The 20191-nt window shown below is 64.3% G+C and carries 25 protein-coding genes; 17 read left to right on the top strand and 8 right to left on the bottom strand.

Annotation, left to right across the window (positions count from 1 at the left end; genetic code table 11):
- Positions 1–44: 44 nt before the first annotated feature.
- The 9 genes from dnaE to AOP77_RS00340 all read left to right on the top strand — a co-directional run bounded on the left by dnaE (position 45) and on the right by AOP77_RS00340 (position 9943).
- A complete protein-coding gene (gene dnaE / locus AOP77_RS00380) occupies positions 45–3584 on the top strand; it encodes a DNA polymerase III subunit alpha (protein WP_062211217.1) in 3540 nt (1179 codons plus the stop codon).
- A gap of 302 nt (positions 3585–3886) precedes the next feature.
- Complete coding sequence (locus AOP77_RS00375) at positions 3887–4837, top strand: SDR family oxidoreductase (RefSeq protein ID WP_084622053.1); 951 nt, start codon at positions 3887–3889, stop codon at positions 4835–4837.
- Between the two features lie 139 nt (positions 4838–4976).
- Positions 4977–5363 carry a DUF4260 domain-containing protein gene (locus AOP77_RS00370; protein ID WP_062207865.1) on the top strand — a complete coding sequence of 129 codons (387 nt, stop codon included), beginning with the start codon at positions 4977–4979 and terminating at the stop codon, positions 5361–5363.
- 120 nt (positions 5364–5483) lie between these two features.
- Entirely contained in the window at positions 5484–6791 is a 1308-nt protein-coding gene (hisD, locus tag AOP77_RS00365) for a histidinol dehydrogenase (RefSeq protein WP_062207862.1), read from the top strand.
- Positions 6792–6806: 15 nt separating this feature from the next.
- Entirely contained in the window at positions 6807–7238 is a 432-nt protein-coding gene (locus AOP77_RS00360) for a hypothetical protein (RefSeq protein WP_152649714.1), read from the top strand.
- On the top strand, positions 7235–7663 hold the full coding sequence (locus AOP77_RS00355) for a hypothetical protein (RefSeq protein WP_062207853.1): 429 nt from the start codon (positions 7235–7237) through the stop codon (positions 7661–7663). The genes AOP77_RS00360 and AOP77_RS00355 overlap by 4 nt, the downstream gene beginning before the upstream one ends.
- A 62-nt stretch (positions 7664–7725) precedes the next feature.
- A complete protein-coding gene (locus AOP77_RS00350) occupies positions 7726–8820 on the top strand; it encodes a histidinol-phosphate transaminase (protein ID WP_062207849.1) in 1095 nt (364 codons plus the stop codon).
- Positions 8817–9446 (top strand): imidazoleglycerol-phosphate dehydratase HisB, encoded by a 630-nt coding sequence (gene hisB, locus AOP77_RS00345; RefSeq protein ID WP_062207846.1) that lies wholly within the window; start codon positions 8817–8819, stop codon positions 9444–9446. The genes AOP77_RS00350 and hisB overlap by 4 nt, the downstream gene beginning before the upstream one ends.
- Entirely contained in the window at positions 9446–9943 is a 498-nt protein-coding gene (locus AOP77_RS00340; RefSeq protein WP_062207843.1) for a hypothetical protein, read from the top strand. The genes hisB and AOP77_RS00340 overlap by 1 nt, the downstream gene beginning before the upstream one ends.
- A gap of 34 nt (positions 9944–9977) precedes the next feature.
- Here the strand turns inward: AOP77_RS00340 and AOP77_RS00335 are convergent, their stop codons facing one another.
- Complete coding sequence (locus tag AOP77_RS00335; protein ID WP_062207840.1) at positions 9978–10724, bottom strand: hypothetical protein; 747 nt, start codon at positions 10722–10724, stop codon at positions 9978–9980.
- 263 nt (positions 10725–10987) lie between these two features.
- Here AOP77_RS00335 and hisH point away from each other — a divergent pair, with 263 nt between their 5' ends.
- On the top strand, positions 10988–11659 hold the full coding sequence (gene hisH / locus AOP77_RS00330) for an imidazole glycerol phosphate synthase subunit HisH (RefSeq protein ID WP_062211211.1): 672 nt from the start codon (positions 10988–10990) through the stop codon (positions 11657–11659).
- Here hisH and AOP77_RS00325 read toward each other — a convergent pair.
- Both AOP77_RS00325 and AOP77_RS00320 read right to left on the bottom strand, forming a co-directional pair.
- Positions 11656–12339: a cation efflux transmembrane domain-containing protein gene (locus AOP77_RS00325; RefSeq protein ID WP_062207837.1), complete on the bottom strand. Its 684-nt coding sequence runs from the start codon at positions 12337–12339 to the stop codon at positions 11656–11658. The genes hisH and AOP77_RS00325 overlap by 4 nt on opposite strands.
- Positions 12333–12659 (bottom strand): ArsR/SmtB family transcription factor, encoded by a 327-nt coding sequence (locus AOP77_RS00320; RefSeq protein WP_062207833.1) that lies wholly within the window; start codon positions 12657–12659, stop codon positions 12333–12335. Before AOP77_RS00320 ends, AOP77_RS00325 begins: the two co-directional genes overlap by 7 nt.
- 125 nt (positions 12660–12784) lie before the next feature.
- Here AOP77_RS00320 and priA point away from each other — a divergent pair, with 125 nt between their 5' ends.
- Both priA and AOP77_RS00310 read left to right on the top strand, forming a co-directional pair.
- Complete coding sequence (gene priA / locus AOP77_RS00315; protein WP_084622051.1) at positions 12785–13522, top strand: bifunctional 1-(5-phosphoribosyl)-5-((5-phosphoribosylamino)methylideneamino)imidazole-4-carboxamide isomerase/phosphoribosylanthranilate isomerase PriA; 738 nt, start codon at positions 12785–12787, stop codon at positions 13520–13522.
- 10 nt (positions 13523–13532) lie between these two features.
- Positions 13533–14258, top strand: coding sequence for an SseB family protein (locus AOP77_RS00310; protein ID WP_062207831.1), 726 nt, complete (start codon positions 13533–13535; stop codon positions 14256–14258).
- Positions 14259–14262: 4 nt separating this feature from the next.
- On the opposite strand, the gene AOP77_RS00305 is transcribed toward AOP77_RS00310, so the two are convergent.
- Positions 14263–14850 (bottom strand): S1 family peptidase, encoded by a 588-nt coding sequence (locus tag AOP77_RS00305; RefSeq protein ID WP_160300021.1) that lies wholly within the window; start codon positions 14848–14850, stop codon positions 14263–14265.
- Between AOP77_RS00305 and AOP77_RS12300 the strand changes: the two genes are divergently transcribed.
- A complete protein-coding gene (locus tag AOP77_RS12300) occupies positions 14840–15007 on the top strand; it encodes a hypothetical protein (protein ID WP_160300020.1) in 168 nt (55 codons plus the stop codon). The two genes, AOP77_RS00305 and AOP77_RS12300, sit on opposite strands and share 11 nt — an antisense overlap.
- Before the next feature lie 14 nt (positions 15008–15021).
- Here AOP77_RS12300 and AOP77_RS00300 read toward each other — a convergent pair whose 3' ends face one another.
- The 4 genes from AOP77_RS00300 to AOP77_RS00285 all read right to left on the bottom strand — a co-directional run bounded on the left by AOP77_RS00300 (position 15022) and on the right by AOP77_RS00285 (position 17478).
- Positions 15022–15684 (bottom strand): hypothetical protein, encoded by a 663-nt coding sequence (locus AOP77_RS00300; RefSeq protein WP_062207825.1) that lies wholly within the window; start codon positions 15682–15684, stop codon positions 15022–15024.
- Between the two features lie 10 nt (positions 15685–15694).
- Positions 15695–16420: a S1 family peptidase gene (locus AOP77_RS00295; RefSeq protein WP_062207822.1), complete on the bottom strand. Its 726-nt coding sequence runs from the start codon at positions 16418–16420 to the stop codon at positions 15695–15697.
- A complete protein-coding gene (locus AOP77_RS00290; RefSeq protein ID WP_152649713.1) occupies positions 16420–17022 on the bottom strand; it encodes a hypothetical protein in 603 nt (200 codons plus the stop codon). The genes AOP77_RS00295 and AOP77_RS00290 overlap by 1 nt, the downstream gene beginning before the upstream one ends.
- Before the next feature lie 69 nt (positions 17023–17091).
- Entirely contained in the window at positions 17092–17478 is a 387-nt protein-coding gene (locus AOP77_RS00285; RefSeq protein WP_062207816.1) for a DUF1844 domain-containing protein, read from the bottom strand.
- A 198-nt stretch (positions 17479–17676) separates the two neighbouring features.
- Here AOP77_RS00285 and infC point away from each other — a divergent pair, with 198 nt between their 5' ends.
- From infC to AOP77_RS00265, 4 genes are read left to right on the top strand one after another with little or no spacing between them, the layout of a single operon-like run.
- Entirely contained in the window at positions 17677–18582 is a 906-nt protein-coding gene (gene infC, locus AOP77_RS00280; RefSeq protein WP_269078419.1) for a translation initiation factor IF-3, read from the top strand.
- A 52-nt stretch (positions 18583–18634) separates the two neighbouring features.
- On the top strand, positions 18635–18829 hold the full coding sequence (rpmI, locus tag AOP77_RS00275) for a 50S ribosomal protein L35 (protein WP_062207810.1): 195 nt from the start codon (positions 18635–18637) through the stop codon (positions 18827–18829).
- Between the two features lie 28 nt (positions 18830–18857).
- Complete coding sequence (gene rplT / locus AOP77_RS00270; RefSeq protein WP_062207807.1) at positions 18858–19241, top strand: 50S ribosomal protein L20; 384 nt, start codon at positions 18858–18860, stop codon at positions 19239–19241.
- A gap of 12 nt (positions 19242–19253) precedes the next feature.
- Positions 19254–20096: a TrmH family RNA methyltransferase gene (locus AOP77_RS00265; protein WP_062207804.1), complete on the top strand. Its 843-nt coding sequence runs from the start codon at positions 19254–19256 to the stop codon at positions 20094–20096.
- The last annotated feature ends 95 nt before the right edge of the window (positions 20097–20191 follow it).

The raw sequence follows: 20191 nt of genomic DNA, 5'->3' as shown, positions 1-20191 counted from the left end.
TTTCGGTAACCGCGGTGTCGGTCGTCGCGCCTACAATCGGGGCTATGCCCGGCCAGGATTTCACTCACCTCCACGTCCACACCGAGTACTCCATGCTGGACGGAGCGGCCAGGGTGGGCGACCTCATGGACGAGGTCAAGGCGCAGGGGCAGAGCGCGATCGCGACGACCGACCACGGCTACATCTTTGGTGCGTTTGATTTTTGGTCCAAGGCCAAGGCCGCTGGCGTCAAGCCCATTATCGGACTCGAGGCGTACCTGACGCCCGGTACGGCGCGCGCGGACCGCACCCGGGTCAAGTGGGGTGACCAGTCGCAGTCCTCGGACGACGTTTCAGCCAACGGCGCGTACACGCACGCGACGATGTGGGCGGAGACCACCGCGGGCATGCACAACCTGTTCCGCCTGGCCTCGCAGGCCAGCCTTGATGGGCACTTCCACAAGCCGCGCATGGACCGCGAAATCTTGCAGCGCTTCTCGAAGGGAATCATCGCCACCACCGGCTGCCCGTCGGGTGAGGTGCAGACGCGACTGCGCCTTGGTCAATACAAAGAGGCTGTCAAGGCTGCGGCCGAGTTCCAGGACCTGTTTGGCAAGGAAAACTACTTCGTCGAGCTGATGAACCACGAACTCAGCATCGAGAAGCGCGTCATCCCTGACCTCCTGAAGATTGCCAAGGAAATTGGGGCGCCGCTGGTGGCCACCAACGACCTGCACTACACACGGCGCGAGGACTCCGTCGCGCACGAGGCGCTGCTGTGTGTGCAATCGGGATCGACGCTGAACGAGCCGACGTACGACCAAGGCGGCAAGCGCTTCGCCTTCAATGGAGACGGCTACTACGTGAAGTCCGCCGCGGAGATGTGGGACATCTGGGGAGATCACCCCGAGGCGCTGACCAACACCATGCTGATCGCCGAGCGGTGCGACGTCGAGTTCAACACCAAAGCGGACTACATGCCGAATTTCGAGACTCCTGAGGGTGAGGACGAAACGTCGTGGTTCGTCAAGGAGGTCCAGGTCGGACTTGAGAAGCGCTATCCCGGTGGCATCCCTGGCAATGTGCAGGAGCGCGCAAACTTCGAGATTGAGGTCATCACCGACAAGGGTTACCCCGGGTACTTCTTGGTCGTTGCCGACTTCATTCAGTGGTCCAAGGCCAATGGCATCCGCGTGGGTCCCGGCCGAGGCTCCGGCGCAGGATCGATGGCTGCGTACGCGATGGGCATCACCGACCTCGACCCGATTGTCCACGGCCTTTATTTTGAGCGGTTCCTCAACCCCGAGCGCGAGTCCAAGCCCGACTTCGACATCGACTTCGACGAGCGACGTCGCGGCGAGGTCATCCGCTACGTCACGGACAAGTACGGCGAGGACAAGGTCGCCCAGATCGTCACGTACGGCACCATCAAGGCAAAGCAGGCGCTGAAGGACTCGGCCCGCGTGCTCGGCAAGCCGTACTCGGTGGGCGAGATGCTCACCAAGGCCTACCCCGAGCCACAACAAGGTCGCGACATGCCGCTGGCCGGCGTGCTCGACCCCAAGCACCCGCGCTACGGCGAAGGCAACGACTTCCGCGCGCTCATCGAGTCCGACCCGGACGCCAAGGAGACCTTGGAGCTCGCGCAGGGGCTCGAGAACTTGAAGCGCCAGTGGGGAGTGCACGCCGCCGGCGTGATCATGTCCTCAGACCCGCTGATCGACATTATCCCCATCATGCGTCGCGAGGCCGACGGCGCGATCATCACGCAATTCGACTACCCCACGTGCGAAGGCCTGGGGCTGGTCAAGATGGACTTCTTGGGCCTGCGCAACCTGACGATTTTGGACGATGCGCTCGAGAACATCGTCAATAACGGCAAGGACCCCCTGGTTCTGGAGGACCTGCCGCTCGAGGACGAGGAGGCGTTCAAGCTCCTGGGCCGCGGCGACACCCTGGGCGTGTTCCAGCTGGACGGCGTGGCCATGCGTCAGTTGCTGCGCCAGATGCGGCCGGACTCGTTTGAGGATATTTCCGCAGTGCTCGCGCTGTACCGCCCTGGTCCAATGGGTGTTAACTCGCACACCAACTACGCGGAGCGTAAAAACGGCCGCCAAGAGGTGGACTACATCCACCCAGAGTTGACCGAATCACTCACCGAGGTGCTCGAGGTCACTTACGGGCTGATCGTCTACCAAGAGCAGGTGCAGCGCGTTGCGCAGATCGTCGCCGGCTACACCCTCGGTGCCGCAGACCTGCTGCGTCGCGCCATGGGTAAAAAGAAGCCCGAGATCCTCGAGAAGGAGTTCGAGCCCTTCAGTGCCGGTATGCGCAAGAACGGGTTCTCCGACGAGGCCATCAAGGCGCTATGGGACACGCTCGTGCCCTTCGCCGACTACGCGTTCAACAAGGCCCACACCGCCGCGTACGGAGTGCTGTCGTTCTGGACCGCGTATCTCAAGGCGCACTACCCGGTCGAGTTCATGGCCGCACTGCTCACCTCGGTGGGCACGGACAAGGACAAGTCGGCGCTGTACCTCTCCGAGTGCCGGCGCATGGGCATCACGGTGCTGCCGCCGGACGTCAACGAGTCCATGGCGCGATTCTCCGCCGTGGGAGACGACATTCGCTTTGGTATGACCGCCGTCCGCAACGTGGGGCACAACGTAGTCGCGGAGATCGTCAAGACCCGCGAGGCTAAGGGCAACTTCACGTCCTTCTCGGACTTCCTCGACAAGGTTCCGGCGACCGTGTGCAACAAGCGCACCATTGATTCGCTGGTGAAGGCCGGGGGGTTTGACTCGCTCGGCCACACGCGTCGTTCGCTCAACGCGGTGCACGAGCAGGCCATCGACTCCGTGGTGGGAGTGAAGCGCAAGGAAGCGACGGGACAGTTCGACCTGTTTGGCGACGACCCCGATGTGGGCGGCGGCGTGACGGTGGTCGTTCCTGAGCTCGACGAGTGGGACAAGAAGACGTTGCTCAACTTTGAGCGCGACATGCTCGGCCTGTATGTGTCTGACCACCCGCTGTCGGGGTTGGACCACATCATCCGCTCGGAGGCCTCGCACCAAATTCTGGCCGCGACGCCCGCGAACGGCGTGAAGGACGGCGACCAGGTGGTGTTTGCCGGTCTACTCACCAGAGTTGACCGACGCATCGCCAAGTCGGGCAACCAGTACGCGATCGTGACCCTCGAGGACATGACGGGTGAGACCGAGATCTCCTTCTTCGGCAAGACGTATGAGACGTATGCACGTGACCTCACCGACGATGCCGTGATCGCGATCAAGGCACGCTCGCGGGAGCGCGGTGACGGTGGACTTCAGTTCAGCGCGGTTGAGGTGCGTATCCCTAACCTCAACGTGCAGGACACGTCGCCCGTAGTCATCACGTTGCCGGCATCGCGAGTGACACCACCGCTGGTGGAGCAGGTCAAGGGCATCCTGGGCATGCACCCGGGTGGCATCGAGGTGCGCATGGTGTTGACCGGCTCTGCGGACCCGGTCACGATGCGGCTCGACGACAAGTTCCGCGTGGCCCGGTCCAGCGCGTTGATGGGCGACCTCAAAGCGACGCTGGGTCCCAACTGCCTGCAAAGCTGAAGCCTGGATTCCCACCCGTATCTCAACCGCACCCCACTCAGCCCACCTCGTATTGGTCCGATTTCGCACGGGATCCGGGGGTGTGAGCGCGCTGTTGGTCTGATTTCGCACGGTTCTACGCTTCGTCGCGCCATGTTGGTCCGGTTTGCCACACGTGCGCCGCCAAATGTTAGCCTCAACGCATGGCAACTCTCTGATCCGTGCGCACCGGCTAGTGCCGATGCTGCGCATACCCGAGCCCCCGCACCCCCTCCTCGTGGTAGGCGGCAAAGTGCGCCACCTTGAATCAGATCGGAACACCCATGCGCTCCAGTAATCAAGATCCCAGCACCCGGCAGCCCGACACCGCGGACTTCAATTCTGGGCGACACCGCGGTCAGTTCCTTCTTGCTGGCAAGACAGCTTTGGTGACGGGCGTATCCCGCCGCCGCGGCATCGGCTTCGCTGTGGCCACCAAGTTCTTGGAGCTCGGCGCCAGCGTCTTCATCCACCACTATCGCCCGCACGACCTTGATCAGCCGTGGGGCGGCGACGACATCGCCGATGTGCTCACCGGGCTCGAGGCCGCGCGAGTGGGGGACGCGACCATCGGCGATCTGAGTGGCGACCTGAGTGATGCCGCCGAGGTGCCGAGGCTCATGGCCGCCGCGGCGGCGCTCACCGGCGAGCTCGACATTCTGGTCTGCAACCACGCCAAGAGCGGTGACGATGGCTCGATCCTGGACATGACTGCGGGTCGCCTAGATGCGATGTGGGACACCAATGCCCGCTCGACAGTTCTCCTGACCAGACACTTTGCCCAACTTCACGTGCAGTCGTCCCCGGATGCGACACCGCGCAAGCCGGGGGAGCGCATCCCCAATACCGGACCTCACGACGTGCCGGTGGGACGGGTGTTCTGGATGACGTCAGGGCAGATTCATGGCCCGATGCCGGGGGAGGTGGCATACGCGACGAGCAAGGCCGCGCTGGCGGGGATTACGCCGACAGTGGCGAGCGAGCTTCTCAATCTGGGCATCGTGCTCAACACCATCAACCCTGGTCCGGTCAACACTGGCTACCTTGACGCGGACGTGACAGACAAGGCCCCCGACGAGTTCCGGCAGCTTGAGGAATGGACGGCGACCACGGCCTTCGGGCGGTTTGGCCGGCCCAGCGACCCGGCTTCACTGATTGGTTGGCTTGCGACCGATGCTGGCGCCTGGGTAGTCGGTCAGGTGATCACGAGTGACGGCGGCTTCAGCCTCGGGTAGACCCGCTCGCGCGCCACATTGGACCAACAGGACGCTCGGACCCACCCAGAGCGTGCGAGAAGGGACCAATAGCAGGGTGGATGCGAGGTCGCTCCGGCAGTGGAGTACAGGAGAGGCGCGGCTTCCCTAGGCTTACACCATGAACACTATTAAGTGGCAGCGCGTCGAGAGCGCCGCGATAGCAGTCGCCGTCATTGTCGGAATGCTCGTGTTGGGCTTCGGATGGTGGTGGCTACTGGCGCTGTTCCTCGCCTTCGACCTCTCTGCGCTGGGCTTCCTCGCGAACCCCAAGGTAGGTGCGATGTTCTACAACGCGGTTCACAACTACACGGGTCCGGCGTTAATGGTGCTGATCTACTTCGCGACCGACCTTCGCTGGGTCGCGCTCGTGGCGATGGCGTGGGGTTTCCACGTCGCGGTGGACCGTGCGCTGGGCTATGGGCTCAAGCATGACGACGACTTTCAGCACACGCACCTGGGTTGGATCGGCAAGCACAAGGCCAGCGACACGCCCACCACTGGCTGACGCGCAGTTCCGGACCGCCTGAAAAAACAGAGTGCGTCAAACGTACATTGTGGGACCGCTACGGGGTTGGTGTGGTGGCGCGACGCGATGGCCACATGCTCACCCCAGTAGACTCGTCGCGTGCTTTCACTCATCGATCTTCGCGGCCAGAATCTCACCACGCGCGAGCTGCTCAGGGTAGTTCCGCGTGCCGACGTCAACGTGGGCGACGCCCTCGCCACTGTCGAGCCGATCATCCATGATGTGCGCGAGCGTGGGGAGGTCGCGCTGCGCGAGCTCGGCGAGAAGTTCGACGGCGTGAGCCCCGAGCACTTGCGAGTCCCCGCGGACGCCATTTCCGAGGCGCTCACCACGCTCGACCGCGACGTCCTGGGCGCCCTCGAGGAGGCCATCACTCGCGTCCGCAAATATCACGAGGCGACGGTCCCGCCGGAGGTCTCGGTCGACCTCGCCGAGGGTGCAAACGTCACGCAGCGCTGGATCCCAGTGGGTCGTGTGGGCCTCTATGTGCCCGGCGGCCTGGCGGTGTACCCCAGCTCGGTCATCATGAACGTGGTCGCCGCCCAGGCCGCGGGCGTCGAGTCCATCGCCGTGACCAGCCCGCCCCAGAGCGAGTTCGGCGGCCTGCCTCACCCGACCATCCTGGCGGCGTGCGCGCTGCTGGGTATCACCGAGATGTACGCGGTCGGCGGCGCGCAGGCCATCGCCATGCTCGCCTACGGAGTCGACGACCTTTGCGACCCGGTTGACGTCATCACCGGCCCCGGCAACGTCTACGTCGCGGCGGCCAAGCGCGCCGTGCGTGGCGTCGTGGGCATCGACGCGGAGGCCGGCCCCACCGAGATCGCGGTCATCGCGGACTCCACCGCTAACCCGGACTTCATCGCCGCGGATCTCCTCAGCCAGGCCGAGCACGACCCCATGGCCGGCTCGGTATTGATTACGGACGATGCTGTTCTCGCCGACGCTGTTCAGTCGGCTCTCGCGCGCCGCGCCGAGGCAACCAAGCACGTCGCTCGCACCAAGGAAGCCCTGAGCGGTCGCCAGAGCGCGGTCATCCTGACGAGCGGCATCGCGCAGTCCATCGCTGTCGCCGACGCGTATGGCGCGGAGCACCTAGAGATTCACACCGCCGATGCCGCCGCCGTCGCGGCGAACATCCGCAACGCAGGTGCGATCTTCGTGGGCCCACACAGCCCCGTGCCGCTGGGCGACTACCTCGCGGGGTCCAACCACGTGCTGCCCACCGGCGGCACTGCTCGCTTCGCCAGCGGGCTCAACACCACGAGCTTCCTGCGCGCCGTATCCGTTATCACCTACAGCGCCGATGCGCTGGCGGCGGTGGGGGACAAGGTGGTCGCGCTCGCGAACGCCGAGGACCTGCCTGCCCACGGTGAGGCCATCACCGCGCGCACTCAGCACTCTTAGTGCACTATTAAGCACATGAATCCGAGGCGCATCGCGGCTACGTTGTCAGGGGTGTTGGTCGCCCTAGCGCTCGCGGGTTGCTCAGACAACGGTGGCGGCTTGAGCGCGTTCCAGGGTGGTGGCGCTGAAGCGGCCTGCGCGGCTCCTGAGGTGGCAGTGGAGCCCAACCCTGTAGTGGCCGGTGAAGCCGCGACGATCACAGCCAACAACCTGAGTGCAACGTGCAATGACCAAGGTGAAGGAGCGGACTCCCCAGCCAATGGCGTGACGGTGAGCCTGGAGGCCGCGGACGGTTCGTGGGGGCCGTCGGATGTGGCAACTCTTGACGCGACGGAGGACTTCACCGCTACGGCGACGATCCTGCTTCCAAGCGACACGGTGCCAGGCGCGTTTAACGTGATGCTCGATGGTGATCAGTTCGGGAGCTTCGAGGTGGTCGCGCCATGATGATGCGGGTGCGCTCGGCGCTGACGATCGCTAGCGGCGCGCTCGCGCTTGGCGCCGCGCTCGCCGGTTGTTCGGGTGCAGACGAGATGCAGGTTGTCGCGGCTTCTTGTGTCCCGATGACGGTCGAGTCGAGCCCCAGCCCGGCGATCTCCGGCAGGCATGTGATTCTGTTGTTCACCGACGTACACGCCGAGTGCAATGACACTGATCCGACTGCGGAGACCGCGGAGCCCACCACCGCAGACGTGGGTCTTTGGGAGGTAAGCGGGTCATGGCGAGAAAGCGACCTCGGCACGCTTGAGAAAGACACACAAGACTTGAGTGGTCGCGCTGAATTTTTGATTCCCGAATCGGCGCCTGCTGGAACCTACGGGGTGATGGTTTTTGGTCGCGAGATCGGCCAAATTGAGGTCGAGCTGCCGTAGTCGTGCGTGCCTGGCCGAGTGCTTGACTGGACTGCTTCACGACCGCCAGTAGACTGCCACCCATGACTCTGCCCCTGCGCCCCGAACTCGTGGGACTCGAGCCGTATGGCGCTCCCCAACTTGAAGTTCGGGCTCGCCTGAACGTCAACGAGAATCCCTACTCACCGCCTCCCGCCGTCGCAGATGCGATCGCGACGGCCGTGCGCAAAGCCGCCGAGGGGCTCAACCGCTACCCCGACCGCGACTTCACCGCGCTGCGCGCCGACCTCGCGAAGTACCTTGCGACCGAGAGTCACGTCGACTTTCTCGAGGTGCGCAATATCTGGGCCGCGAACGGCTCGAACGAGGTCATGCTGCACCTCCACCAGGCCTTCGGCGGCCCGGGTCGCACCGTGCTCAGCTTCGCGCCCACCTATTCGATGTATCCGGAGTACGCCCGCGACTCGTTGACCGAGTTCGTGACGTTGCCGCGCAATGAGGATTTCAGCCTCGACATCCCGGCCGCCGTGGCCGCGATCGCGGAGAGGAAGCCCACTCTGGTTATTGTCGCCAGCCCGAACAACCCGACGGGCACGGCGCTTCCACTTGACGACGTCCGACAGCTAGCCGATGCCGCCCAGGCTGTTCCTGGCGGTTGCGTCCTGGTCATCGACGAGGCATACGGCGAGTTCCGCAGGCGCGGTGTTCCGAGTGCGGCAAGCATCCTTCCTGAGTACCCCAACCTGGCTATCAGTCGCACCATGTCCAAGGCGTTTGCCCTGGCAGGCGGCCGACTGGGCTACCTCGCGGCGCACGAACCCGTGGTGGACGCGCTGCGCGTGGTGCGCCTGCCGTATCACCTGAGCGCCGTCACGCAGGCGACGGCCCGTGCCGCCTTGGCTCACAGTCGCGTGCTGCAGGCACAGGTCGACGAGATCCGCGCCGAGCGCGACGAGACGGTCACGTGGCTGCAGGACCAGGGGTACACCGTCGCGGACACGGACGCCAACTTTGCGCTGTTCGGCCCGTTCGGCGACCGGGTCAAGGTTTTTGAGGGACTGCTCGAGCGCGGAGTGTTGATCCGCGTAGTGGGACCCGAAGGATGGTTGCGCGTGTCCATCGGCACGCCCGCAGAAATGGCGCTATTCCGCGCCGCACTACTGGAGGTCACGGCATGAGTGAGACGGCATCGGGAATTGTTAAGGGCACCCGCACGGGCCGCGTCGAGCGCGCCACGAGCGAGTCCAGCGTGCTTGTGGAGTTGGACTTAGACGGCTCCGGCGTCACCGAGATCAGCACCGGCGTGCCGTTCTACGACCACATGCTGACCGCGTTGGGCAAGCACTCGCTCATGGACCTCAAGGTGCAAGCCACGGGCGACGTCCACATCGACAGCCACCACACCGTTGAAGACGTTTCCATCTGCATCGGCGAGGCACTCAAGCAGGCGTTGGGCACTAAGGCTGGTATTTCCCGCTTTGGCGACGCGATGGTGCCGCTCGATGAGGCCCTCGCGCAGTGCGTCGTGGACGTCTCCGGCCGTCCGTACTTTGTGCACGTGGGTGAGCCTGTCGGCCAGGCCACTCACCTGATCGGCGGAAACTTCGCTGGCTCGCTGACGGCTCACGCTCTCGAGTCCATCGCGCACCACGCGGGCATCTGCGTGCACATGCGCGTGCTCGCGGGACGCGACCCGCACCACATCGTGGAGGCGCAGTTCAAGGCGCTCGCGCGTGCGCTGCGTGGTGCCGTGGCGGCCGATGCTCGGGTCACGGGCATCCCGTCCACTAAGGGTGCGCTGTAGTGAAGGAGGCGACGCCGATTGGCCAGCCGGCCGAGGCATCAGAGGAGAAGGCGACGGTTGCATTACTGACCCCGCTGCCCAATGGCAAGGTGCTGGCTGCGCTGTGCTCGCTGAACAGCATCGGCGGCAAGGTCATCGAGACCGGTGCCGGAGCCTTCGCGGTCCTGGACGACACGTCCGAGGGCGCGGTCGACAGCGCAGGCAAGGCGATTTCCACGTTCCTGAAGGATCAGCCGATGCTCGCCATGGAGCGTCGCGGCGGTCACATCACCATTCACCGCTGGTCTGCCGGGGAGAAGGGTGAGTCGCTGTCGCCCGGGTTCGCGCTGGATCAGGCGCCCAGCGCCATTACGAATCTGATGATGGGAACTGAGGACATCGAGGACTTCGCCGTGACGCACCCGGACAAGGTGCACGACGCCAATATGGGTCGCATCAAGGCGTTCAAGGAATTACGCAAGATGGCCAAAGAGGCGAACCGCAGAGAAGGCCTCTGAGCGCTGAGGCGCTCAACGCAAACTCGCTCGTGGCCTACTTGGGATTGATGCCCCGCAAACGCACGGCATCCTCGGCGGCCCGCACCTTGGCCATGCTTTCCTGCTCGGCGGCGTCGTAACGCGCCTGGGCATTGTTGGCCTCGATGGTCGCATTCGAGTTCGCTTCGGCAACCTCCTGCTCCGCGGCAGCGACGGCAGCGTTGCGTTGCTGCTGCAGCGTCTCGACCTGGGCGGCGGCACTCGTAATCTTGGCGGCTAGGGCGCGCACCTCGGCCTCCTTGCCGAGCGCAAAGGTCACCACATCGGAAATGCCATTGCCACCGAGCGTCAGTGCGACGGTTCGCGTGTCCACCGCATCGTCCGTTCCCTCCGCGCCGTCCGCGACTGCGGGCGAGCCGGTGATGTCCGCGCTCGCAGTGGTCTGTGGAGTGAGTGCGTACTCGCCGGACGGAGTGGTGATCATGAGGCCAGTGAACGACACCGTGCCGTTTGCCCCCTTCAGCGAGTCGATCCTGTCCCCGCCGATTGCGGTGGCCTCGCGAAGACGATCCTCGGCGCGCTTGGTGCGTTTGCGGGACTCCTTCTCCGTTGCCTTGAGTTCGCTGTTGAGTTCGCCAACGCGGGTGGAGTACTGGTCCTTGGCGTAGACGAGCTCGCGCTCCTCGGGGGTCAGCGCGGCGAAGGTGCGTGCCTTGCGCCGGCGAATCGCCACGATCAGCACTACTGCGAGTACAGCGACGATGGCCAGTCCGACGATGATGAGTACCGTATTGCTATCCATGATGTGCCCCTATGCCGGTGAGTAGTTCCTACTATTCACAGTAGTCGGCGGGCGTGAACTGCGCTCAGTGTACATTTTGGGACCGCTAGAAAAATCAGAGTGCGCATAACGTGCGCTGAGGGACCGCTAGGGGGACGTGGCACCGACCCACTTCGTAGCGGTCCTGCAAGGGACCTTCCGCGCAAGCAGATAATTCTGGCGGGCCCAAAGTGCACAACTGGGAGTGGGGGAGCGGCGGCATTCAGCCCGGTAAACTTGCCGCCATGTCTGCTCCTCTTGTCTGCGTCCTCGACTATGGCTTCGGCAACGTGCGTTCCGCGGTGCGCGCCCTGGAGCACGTGGGCGCCCGGGTGGTGCTGACGGACGACCGCGTGATCGCCGAGAACGCCGACGGGCTCATCGTCCCTGGTGTGGGTGCTTTTGAGGCGGTCATGACCGGACTCAAGCAGGTCCGTGGCGAACAGATCATTGGCCGTCGCCTGGCTGGCGGTCGCCCAGTGATGGGAATCTGCGTGGGCATGCAGGTCATGTTCGAGAAGGGCGTCGAGCACGGCACCCAGACGGACGGCCTTAACGAATGGCCCGGCACCATCGAGCGGCTGCAGGCCCCGGTGGTCCCCAATATGGGCTGGGCAACAGTCGAGGCCCCCGAGGGCAGCGCGCTGTTCGACGGCATCCGTGACGAGCGCTTCTACTTTGTTCACTCATATGGAGCTCGCGCCTTCCCGCTCGGTATCACCGAGGACACTGGTCGGTTCGCGCCGCCGAGCGTCACGTGGTCTACGGCGGGAACGCCCACGGCCGATGCGCCCGAGGCTGGAGACAGGTTTGTCGCTGCAGTCGAGAATGGCCCACTCACCGCCACCCAATTCCACCCCGAGAAGTCAGGTGACGCGGGCCTGCACCTGCTGCGCAATTGGCTCGCGACTCTCTAGTCCCCGTCGCAGCAGTCGCCGCCGCATCCGCATTGGGATTCTTCTCCGCGTAAGAGCGCCCCTGAAGTCGCGCAGCAACCGTCGCCTCGCCAAGCATTGAGCCCCTCGCGCACTGCGAAGGCGGCGATGACCAACGCGGCGACAGGGTCGGCCCACCACCAGTTCAGCGCGGCATTCAGCGCAAGCCCAGCGAGCAATGCCGCCGACAAGTACGAACACAGGATCAGCTGCCGGGCATCGGCCACGGCCGTAGCAGACCCAAGTTCGCGTCCCGTGCGGCGCTCGAACCACGCCGCAAGGGGCATGATCGCCAATGACACAGACGCGAGAACGATGCCTACGGTGGAGTGTGCGGGCGCGTCGCCTTCGAGGAGGGCTCGGGTGGCATCGACGCTCACCACTATGGCGAGTAGGAAGAATGCTCCTGCGATGAGTCGCAGTGTCACGCGTTCGCGTCGCTGGGGGTCTGGGGCGGAGAACTGCCATGCGACGGCGGCGGCGGAGCCCACCTCCACCACGGAATCCAGGCCGAATCCAATGAGCGCGCTCGAGGACGCTACCGAGCCGGCGGCGAGCGCAACGATCGCTTCGATGGTGTTGTATGCGATGGTGAGCGCGACGATGAGTTGAATCCGTCGCCGCAATATCGCTGCCCGTCCGGGGGAGGTGCGCGTCAGCATCGGCACTCGTCACCCGTGCAACAGGTGGGATCGAGGGTCAGAGTGATAGCCAGCAGCTCGTCGAGGATGTCGAAGAGGGCGGGGTCCGCGAGGCGGTAGTGCGCATGGCGCCCTGCACGTTCGGCGAGAACTAGGCCGCACCCGCGAAGGCATGTGAGGTGGTTGGACATCGATTGTCGACTGACGCCCAAATCTTCAGCCAGGTCCGCGGGGCTGCGTTGGCCCGAGCGTAGCGACAACAGAATGGACGTGCGTGTGGAGTCCGACAGGGCGTGCCCGATGCGGGACATGGCGCTGGCGTGGGTAGCGGTCGCGATCATGTGGGCAACCTTAGTACATCGTTTGATGTATTAACAAGGCTGGTGATTACTGTGCCGCCAATGCAGGGGCCTCGCGCGTACGCGGTACGCTGGTGCCGCCCTGCGAGACCACCAGAAAGCGACTCATGACCACCATGCCTCACCTCGAACTGCTCCCCGCCGTAGACGTAGCTGACGGTCAAGCCGTCCGCCTCACCCAGGGCGAGGCCGGATCTGAGACCAATTATGGTGACCCGCTGAGTGCGGCGCTCGACTGGGTCAAGGGCGGCGCCGAGTGGATCCACCTCGTGGACCTGGACGCGGCGTTCGGTCGCGGCTCCAACGCCGAACTACTGGCGAGCGTCGTGAGGGCCGTCGATGTCAAGGTCGAGATGAGCGGTGGAATCCGCGACGATGAGTCGCTCAAGCGCGCGCTCGCCACCGGCTGCACTCGCGTGAACCTCGGCACCGCGGCGCTTGAGAACCCCGAGTGGACCGCTTCGGCGATCGCCGAATACGGCGACCGCATTGCCGTGGGCCTCGACGTGCGCGGCTCCACGCTCGCCGCTCGCGGCTGGACCAAGGACGGAGGCGATCTCTGGGAGGTCCTCGCACGCTTGGACTCCGAGGGCTGCTCGCGCTACGTCGTGACTGACGTCAAGAAGGACGGCATGCTGTCGGGCCCCAACATCGAGCTGCTCATGGAGGTCTGCGAGGCCACCAACGCGCCAGTGGTCGCCTCGGGAGGCATCAGCTCGCTTGACGACATCGCCGCGCTGCGCACCGTGACCGGGCTCGGCATCGAAGGCGCCATCGTGGGCAAAGCGCTTTACAACGGCAACTTCACGCTTCCGCAGGCACTGGACATCGCTGGCCGCCCGTAGCATTGAAGTTATGAGCGACGGCGAGCCCTTCAAGGAAATCCCCGAGTCGATCTTCGCGGACGACGACGGTAGCGCCGACGCACGCCTCGCCCAGGCGCTCATTAAATTCTCGCGGGGCAAGGCGCCGCTGACCGACGTGGTCGACGCGCTTGCTTATGCTCGGGTGCTCGTCCCCGTACTCGCGTCGGGCGACGAGCGCTTCATCGGCAAGCACGGGATAGAGCAGGACGAAGTCGCCTCCACTGGGGTGGTCGCGGTGCAAATGCCCGATGGTCGTGCGGCACTGCCCGTGTTCACCGACGTCGACGCGATGAAGGCCTGGAACGTCGATGCTCGACCCATCCCTGCCGAAGGCCCTCGTGCGGCCCTCGCGGCCATGGCGGAGGAGTGGAGCACGCTCGTCATCAACCCAGGCATGGAGACCGTGCTGATCCCGCGTCCGGCGGTGTGGGCGCTAGGTCAGGGAGAGGATTGGAAGCCGGCAGTCGTCGACGGTGTCGTTGACGGGGACATCCTCGAGGCCGTGCGCGCCGCCGTGCAGACTGACGCACAACTGCGAGGCGTGGACGCTGTCTCTGGCCGCGGCGCCGAGGTCACGATTGTGCTGAGCCTCGCCGCGGGACTCACACAACCCGAGCTCGACGATCTGGTTCAGCGTGTGCAGAGACAACTGGCTCGGAGCAGTGTGGTCGCTACCCGGATCGACAGTCTCGAGCTTCGTTTGGCGCAGGCCTGAGCGACTACTGGCAGTCCGCGTCGTTGGGCAGCTGAAGCGACGTGTCTGACAGGAACGCGCTCAGCGACTCCAGGGTGACGGCAAAACTCTCGCCCTTCTTGTCCGTCGCATAGAGGACGCCCACCACTTTGCCGGCATCGTCGTAAACTGCCGACCCAGAGTTGCCGTGTTCGGCCTGCACCTTGATGAGATCGACGTCATCCCGCCCCTCGCCAATCGTGTCAGGCACGCGCTTGATGAATGGCCCGGTGCGGGTCTCGAGCGGTCCACCCAGCGGGTAGCCTACGACATCCAGCTCGTCGTCGGGCGCGGGTTCAGTAGTGGCGATGGGTGCAGCAAATTCGAGGGGCTCATCCACCGTTACCAGCGCGAGATCCGCGAAGTCGGCCATGACCGACGCGGTGCCCTCGTACTGCTCGCCGTCATAGGTTGTCAGGGTGATGGTCTGTGCGTCCTCGACCACGTGCCGGTTGGTGACGACGGTGTGTTCGTCCAACATGAAGCCAGAGCCCACGGTGAACTCCTCGCACGTACGCGCCCGGATCCGCATTGCCGCGTGCTCCTGGTCGGAGAAGCCATCGGTGACGGTCACGGCGGCCACGCTGGGAGCGGGCGAAGTGGAGGCCGTCGGTGCGGCGGATGGAACCACGCTCACGGGTGAGAGTGAGGGCAAGGGTGGAGGCGACTGCGGCAAAATGGCGCACCCCGCAAGCGTGACCGCGGCCACTGCGGCAGGAGCCAGGAAGTAAAGGCGGCGCATGTGTCAGTTGGACTCGAGTGAGGCCTGGTAATCCACGTACGACTGCTCGACGTCGCTGCAGTAGTTGGAGACATCGCGGCCCTCGGCGGCGAGGCTTGAGGCCGTGTAGCGAGACGCGTTCTCAAGATGCGATATGTGGCTCGCTTGAGCCTGTGCGCATTGCTGGAAGGAGTCGGCGAGCTCGGTCAGGAACGCGGCTTGGTCATTGGCATTCGCCGAGCTGTCGGCCAGATCGGTGACCTTGCCCGTGGCGCCCGCGAGATTCTCCTGCGCCTGGTTCAGGTCCGACTGCAGCTCAAGAATCTGGGTGTTGTTGTCGGCCACTTGCGCATTCAATGCGGCTACCTGCGTACGCAGGTCGTCATTCTGCTCCTGCCACTGCTCATTCACTACCCACAAGTACGCGGCGAGTACGGCGAGCGCGGCGGTCACGATGGCCAGTACCACCACCCATACCCTCGCCTTCGACTTCTTGGCGGGAGGTGACGCCGGGGCGGGAAGTGTGTCTGCAACGGCGGACGATGCTGGGGTCGCCACCGGTGTGCCGCTACGGACCTGAGGGGGCGAGGTGGGGGAGAAGACTGGAAGACCGCTCTTGGGTACGACGACAGGGAACGACGTGTCGCGGGCGCGCGGCTGTTGCGAGGGGTCGTCGTTCGTGCTCATAGAGTCATGCCTAGCACTGCGCAGCTTCCGGCACCAGTAGCGACGTCTCGTCCAGCAAGGTCTTGAGGGTGGAGACGGGCACAATAAAGCTCTGGTTGGACTTGTTCTTGGCGTAGACCACGCCCACCACACGTCCGTCCTCGTCGAGCACCGGTGAGCCGGACGAACCCGGCTCTACGGTGGCCGTCGTGGCCAATACGGTGCCGATGGCGCTGCCAAGCGGATCTGGCGACTCGCCTAAGACCACTCCGGACACAGTGCTGAGGCGCCCACCCTTGGGGTATCCCACCACCGTCACCACGTCTGTCTCAACGGGATCCTGGCGAGCGACGTTCGCGAACGTCCCCCCAAGCGACTCCTCGGTGGTGATGATGGCGATGTCTGCGACTGTGGTTGTTGAGGCCGTTGTCGCATTGATGGACCGGCCATCGTAGGTCTGTACCTGAATCTTCTTGGTGTCCTCGATCACATGACGATTCGTGACGAGGGTGTGGGCGTCAAGAGCGAAGCCGGTGCCGGTAGAGATGAATCCGCACCCGACGTTGCGGACCCGCACGGTCATCCGCTGAGCGGCCGTAAAGCCGTCGGGGGACAGTGCGCCGGGGCCCTCACCAGGGGACACGGAGGGCGAGGGAACAAAGTCGGTGGGGAGCGGGCCGGGCGCTTGCGGCAACATGTTGCATCCAGAGAGCGCCAGCGTGCATGCCGCGACGAGCGCGACAACCGACCGTGACATCACTGTGCGAGTTCCTCTTGCAGGTCGGAGTTGGCCTTCTCTGCGTTGTCACACAGTTCCCTCACGCTGTCCTGATAGTCGGTAATCTCCTCGGGCGTGTACTCCTCGTCGCTCGCGAGCGTGGCGGCAAGTTCCTGCTGTCCATCTGCGCAGCGCTGAAGCCCGTTCGCGGCGGACGCGGCCCGGGTGACCAGGTTTTCGGTGGCTTCTACCTGCTGTTGTGCGAATTCCGTGTCGTCACGCCACTGCGCCTTCTGGTCGGAAAGTTGCAACACCGTGTCCTTAGAGTTCGACAACTGCTCCTCGAGGAGGTCGATGTTGTCGTTCAGGCGCACGTTCTCGGACTTTTCATCGGCGACTTGTTTGCCAAGGGTGTAACTGGTGTCGGTGATCTCCGCCACCTGAGCAGACCATTCGTTGGAGCGGACGCTCGCCTCGTAGGTCATGGTGATCGAGGTCGCAAGCAGGCCGAGCAGGATCAGGATCACCACGATCCAGGGCCAGCGGCGCCGGGGCTTCGTCGAGCGATTTCGGGAGCGGGGAGGGGTTTCGACATCACGAGAAGCGGCGTCGCTATGTAAACCGTCTTCGCCGTCGGACACCTCAGTGCCCTCAACGCGCGGTTCAGTTTTTACGCGACCTTCGTCCGCCTCTGGTGTGTCATCTGCCAATTACGCCACTGCTCCCGTGTATTTCTCACCCGGACCCTCACCCGGTACGTCCGGAATGACCGAAGCCTCCCGGAATGCCAACTGTACGCTCCTGAGTCCGTCCCGGAGCGATCGAGCGTGAGTGTCGCCTAGGTCTGGAGCGGCTGCAGTGACGAGACCTGCCAGGGCATTGATGATGGCGCGTGCCTCATCGAGGTCCTGGTACTCCTCGCCGTCGTCGGCCAGACCGCATCGCAACGCGGCGGCACTCAATAGGTGAACGCTTACAGTAGAGATAAGTTCCACCGCGTTAACCTCGGAAAGGTCGCGCGCAGAGTTGTCGGGTGTGTCCGCAAAGAAGCGGTCGAGGGGCTGGTTTGGCTCAGATGCCTGATTTATGTCGCTCATAGTGATATTCTGTCTTACTGACCGGCCGTGGGATCTCCCAAGGCGCGCAAGTGGAGTCCACCTCCCACCTTCGAACCAGAACATGGATCGGGGTATGTCACCGGTGTTGGCTGTGCATTCCGCACGGATAACGCACGGTACTTGGTGGCCTTTGCTCGCGTTCGAGCAGGGGCTTTTTTCTTTGCCCGGCGGTAGGAACTGACTACACAAGGAGCCACCATCAACGAGCCCCGCATCAACGAGCGCATCCGAGTCCCGGAGGTGCGCCTTGTCGGCCCCGCCGGCGAACAGGTTGGTATCGTCCGCATTGAGGACGCGCTCCGTCTTGCGCAGGAAGCTGACCTCGACCTGGTTGAGGTTGCACCCAACTCGCGTCCCCCGGTCGCCAAGCTCATGGATTATGGCAAGTTCAAGTACGAAGCCGCCGTGAAGGCTCGCGAGGCACGTCGCAATCAGGCCAACACTGAGATCAAGGAAATGCGTTTCCGTCTCAAGATCGATGAGCATGACTACGAGACCAAGAAGGGCCACGTCATCCGCTTCCTCAAGGGCGGCGACAAGGTCAAGGTCACGATCATGTTCCGCGGCCGCGAACAGTCGCGCCCAGAGATGGGTCGCCGCCTGTTGCAGCGCCTCGCCGAGGACGTCGCGGATCTGTCGATTGTCGAGAACGCACCCACGCAGGAGGGTCGCAACATGTCCCTCGTGCTCGGCCCGCTGAAGAAGAAGGCCGAGGCACGCGACGAGGCACGTAAGGAGCGCGAGGCGAAGAAGGCGGCCGATGCTGCCGAACGCGCCGCGCTCAAGGCGGAAAAGGCGGCGACAGACGCAGCAGCAGCCGATGCCGCACCGACTGAGGCCCCGGCCGAAGTGGTCGCGGACGAGGCTCCGGCGACGGCAGTTGTCGAGGAGACCGCACCCAAGCCTGGTGCCAAGAAGGCCGCACCTAAGCCCGCAGCCAAGGCGGCACCTAAGCCTGTGGCCAAGCCAGCACCTAAGCCGGCTGCCAAGAAGGCACCAGCAAAGAAGGCACCAGCAAAGAAGGCTCCGGCCAAGACCACAGCAGCGGAGGCCCCGGCCGCCGCAGAGACTTCGGGCGAATAGCCCGTTACTACGTGCCGAGTCGCAAGACTCGGCCTGACACGAAAGGGCAGTCATGCCGAAGAACAAGACCCACTCGGGTGCCAAGAAGCGCTTCAAGCTCACCGGTACCGGCAAGGTAAAGCACGCTCACGCAATGAACGTGCACAAGTTTCAGGAGAAGACGAGCTCGCGCAAGCGTCGCGTCGCCGTGGACGGAATCCTTTCCGCTCCCGACTCGAAGAAGATCAAAAAGCTGCTGGGCAAGTAACCGCCCCCTCGAAACAAGGAGTTAGAACATGGCACGCGTCAAGCGGGCGGTAAACGCCCATAAGAAGCGCCGCAGTACCCTCGAGCGCGCAGCGGGTTACCGCGGTCAGCGCTCACGCCTTTACCGTAAGGCGAAGGAACAAGTTACCCACTCAATGGTCTACTCCTATGGAGACCGCAAGAAGCGTAAGGGTGACTTCCGTCGTCTGTGGATTCAGCGTATTAACGCTGCGGCTCGCGCAAACGACATGACGTACAACCGTCTGATCCAGGGCCTCAAGCTCGCGGAGATTGAGGTTGACCGTCGCATGCTTGCCGAGATCGCCGTGACCGACCCCAAGGCGTTCACCGCACTCGTCGCGCTTGCCAAGAAGGCACTGCCCGCCGACGTGAACGCCCCTGCGGCCGCGTAAGCGAATAGAACGATGACAGAGCGCCCCACGGGGCCCCACTTCACGCCCACCTTCACCAACGCGAAGGCCGAGCGAGTCAAGCAGGTGCGGGCCCTGGCGGGGCGTTCTGCGCGTTCCAAGACCGGCAGAATGCTGGTCGAAGGACCCCAAGCGGTGCGCGAGGCTGTGCGCTTCGCGCCCAGTCGTGTCCGCGATCTTTTCATGACTGAAGACACTGCAGCTCGCTACAGCGAGATCGTCGCTGATGCTCAGTCCGCTGACATGTACCTTCACATCGGTACCCCGGTCGTCCTCGAGGCCATGAGCCCCGACGGACAGGGCGTCGTTGCCGTCCTGGACAACGCTGGTGTGTCGCTCGACGACGCCCTGGCGTCGGACACCCCTCCGCGCCTCGTCGTGGTCCTCAGCAACGTTCGCGACCCTGGTAACGCCGGCACCGCGATCCGCGTGGCCGACGCCGCTGGCGCCGACGCCGTAGTGCTGGCAGGGGAGAGCGTCGACCCCTCCAATCCCAAGGTGATCCGCGCATCGGCCGGCAGCCTCTTCCACGTGCCAGTGGTGCGGTCGCTTCCCCTCGACGACGCGCTTGCCGCGCTCGCCGAGGCGGGTATGCAGATTGTCGCTGCGGACGGTTCCGGTACCGCCGAACTGGGCGACAGCAATGCTGGCGACGAGTTCCTTGCCAAGCCCACTGCCTGGGTATTCGGCAACGAGGCATGGGGCCTGCGTGAGGAAGAGTTGGCGCTCGTCGACTCCGTTGTGCGCATCCCTATTTATGGCAAGGCGGAGAGCCTGAACTTGGCTACTGCGGCCTCCGTGTGCTTGTACGCCAGCGCGCGGGCCCAGCGCTCGTAGGGCCCATACCCGCCCGGGGAGGTGACGATTGGGTCACACTCCACGCAGGGGGTCCGCGAGTTTTTGCATTGGCGCTCCGACGCGGGCGTAACGTG

Origin of the sequence: Demequina oxidasica (genome assembly GCF_000975115.1) — a bacterium.
GTDB classification, from domain to species: Bacteria; Actinomycetota; Actinomycetes; order Actinomycetales; family Demequinaceae; genus Demequina; species Demequina oxidasica.
The sequence above is the reverse complement of the archived record's forward strand: the minus strand, read 5'-3'. Positions and strand labels throughout refer to the sequence as shown.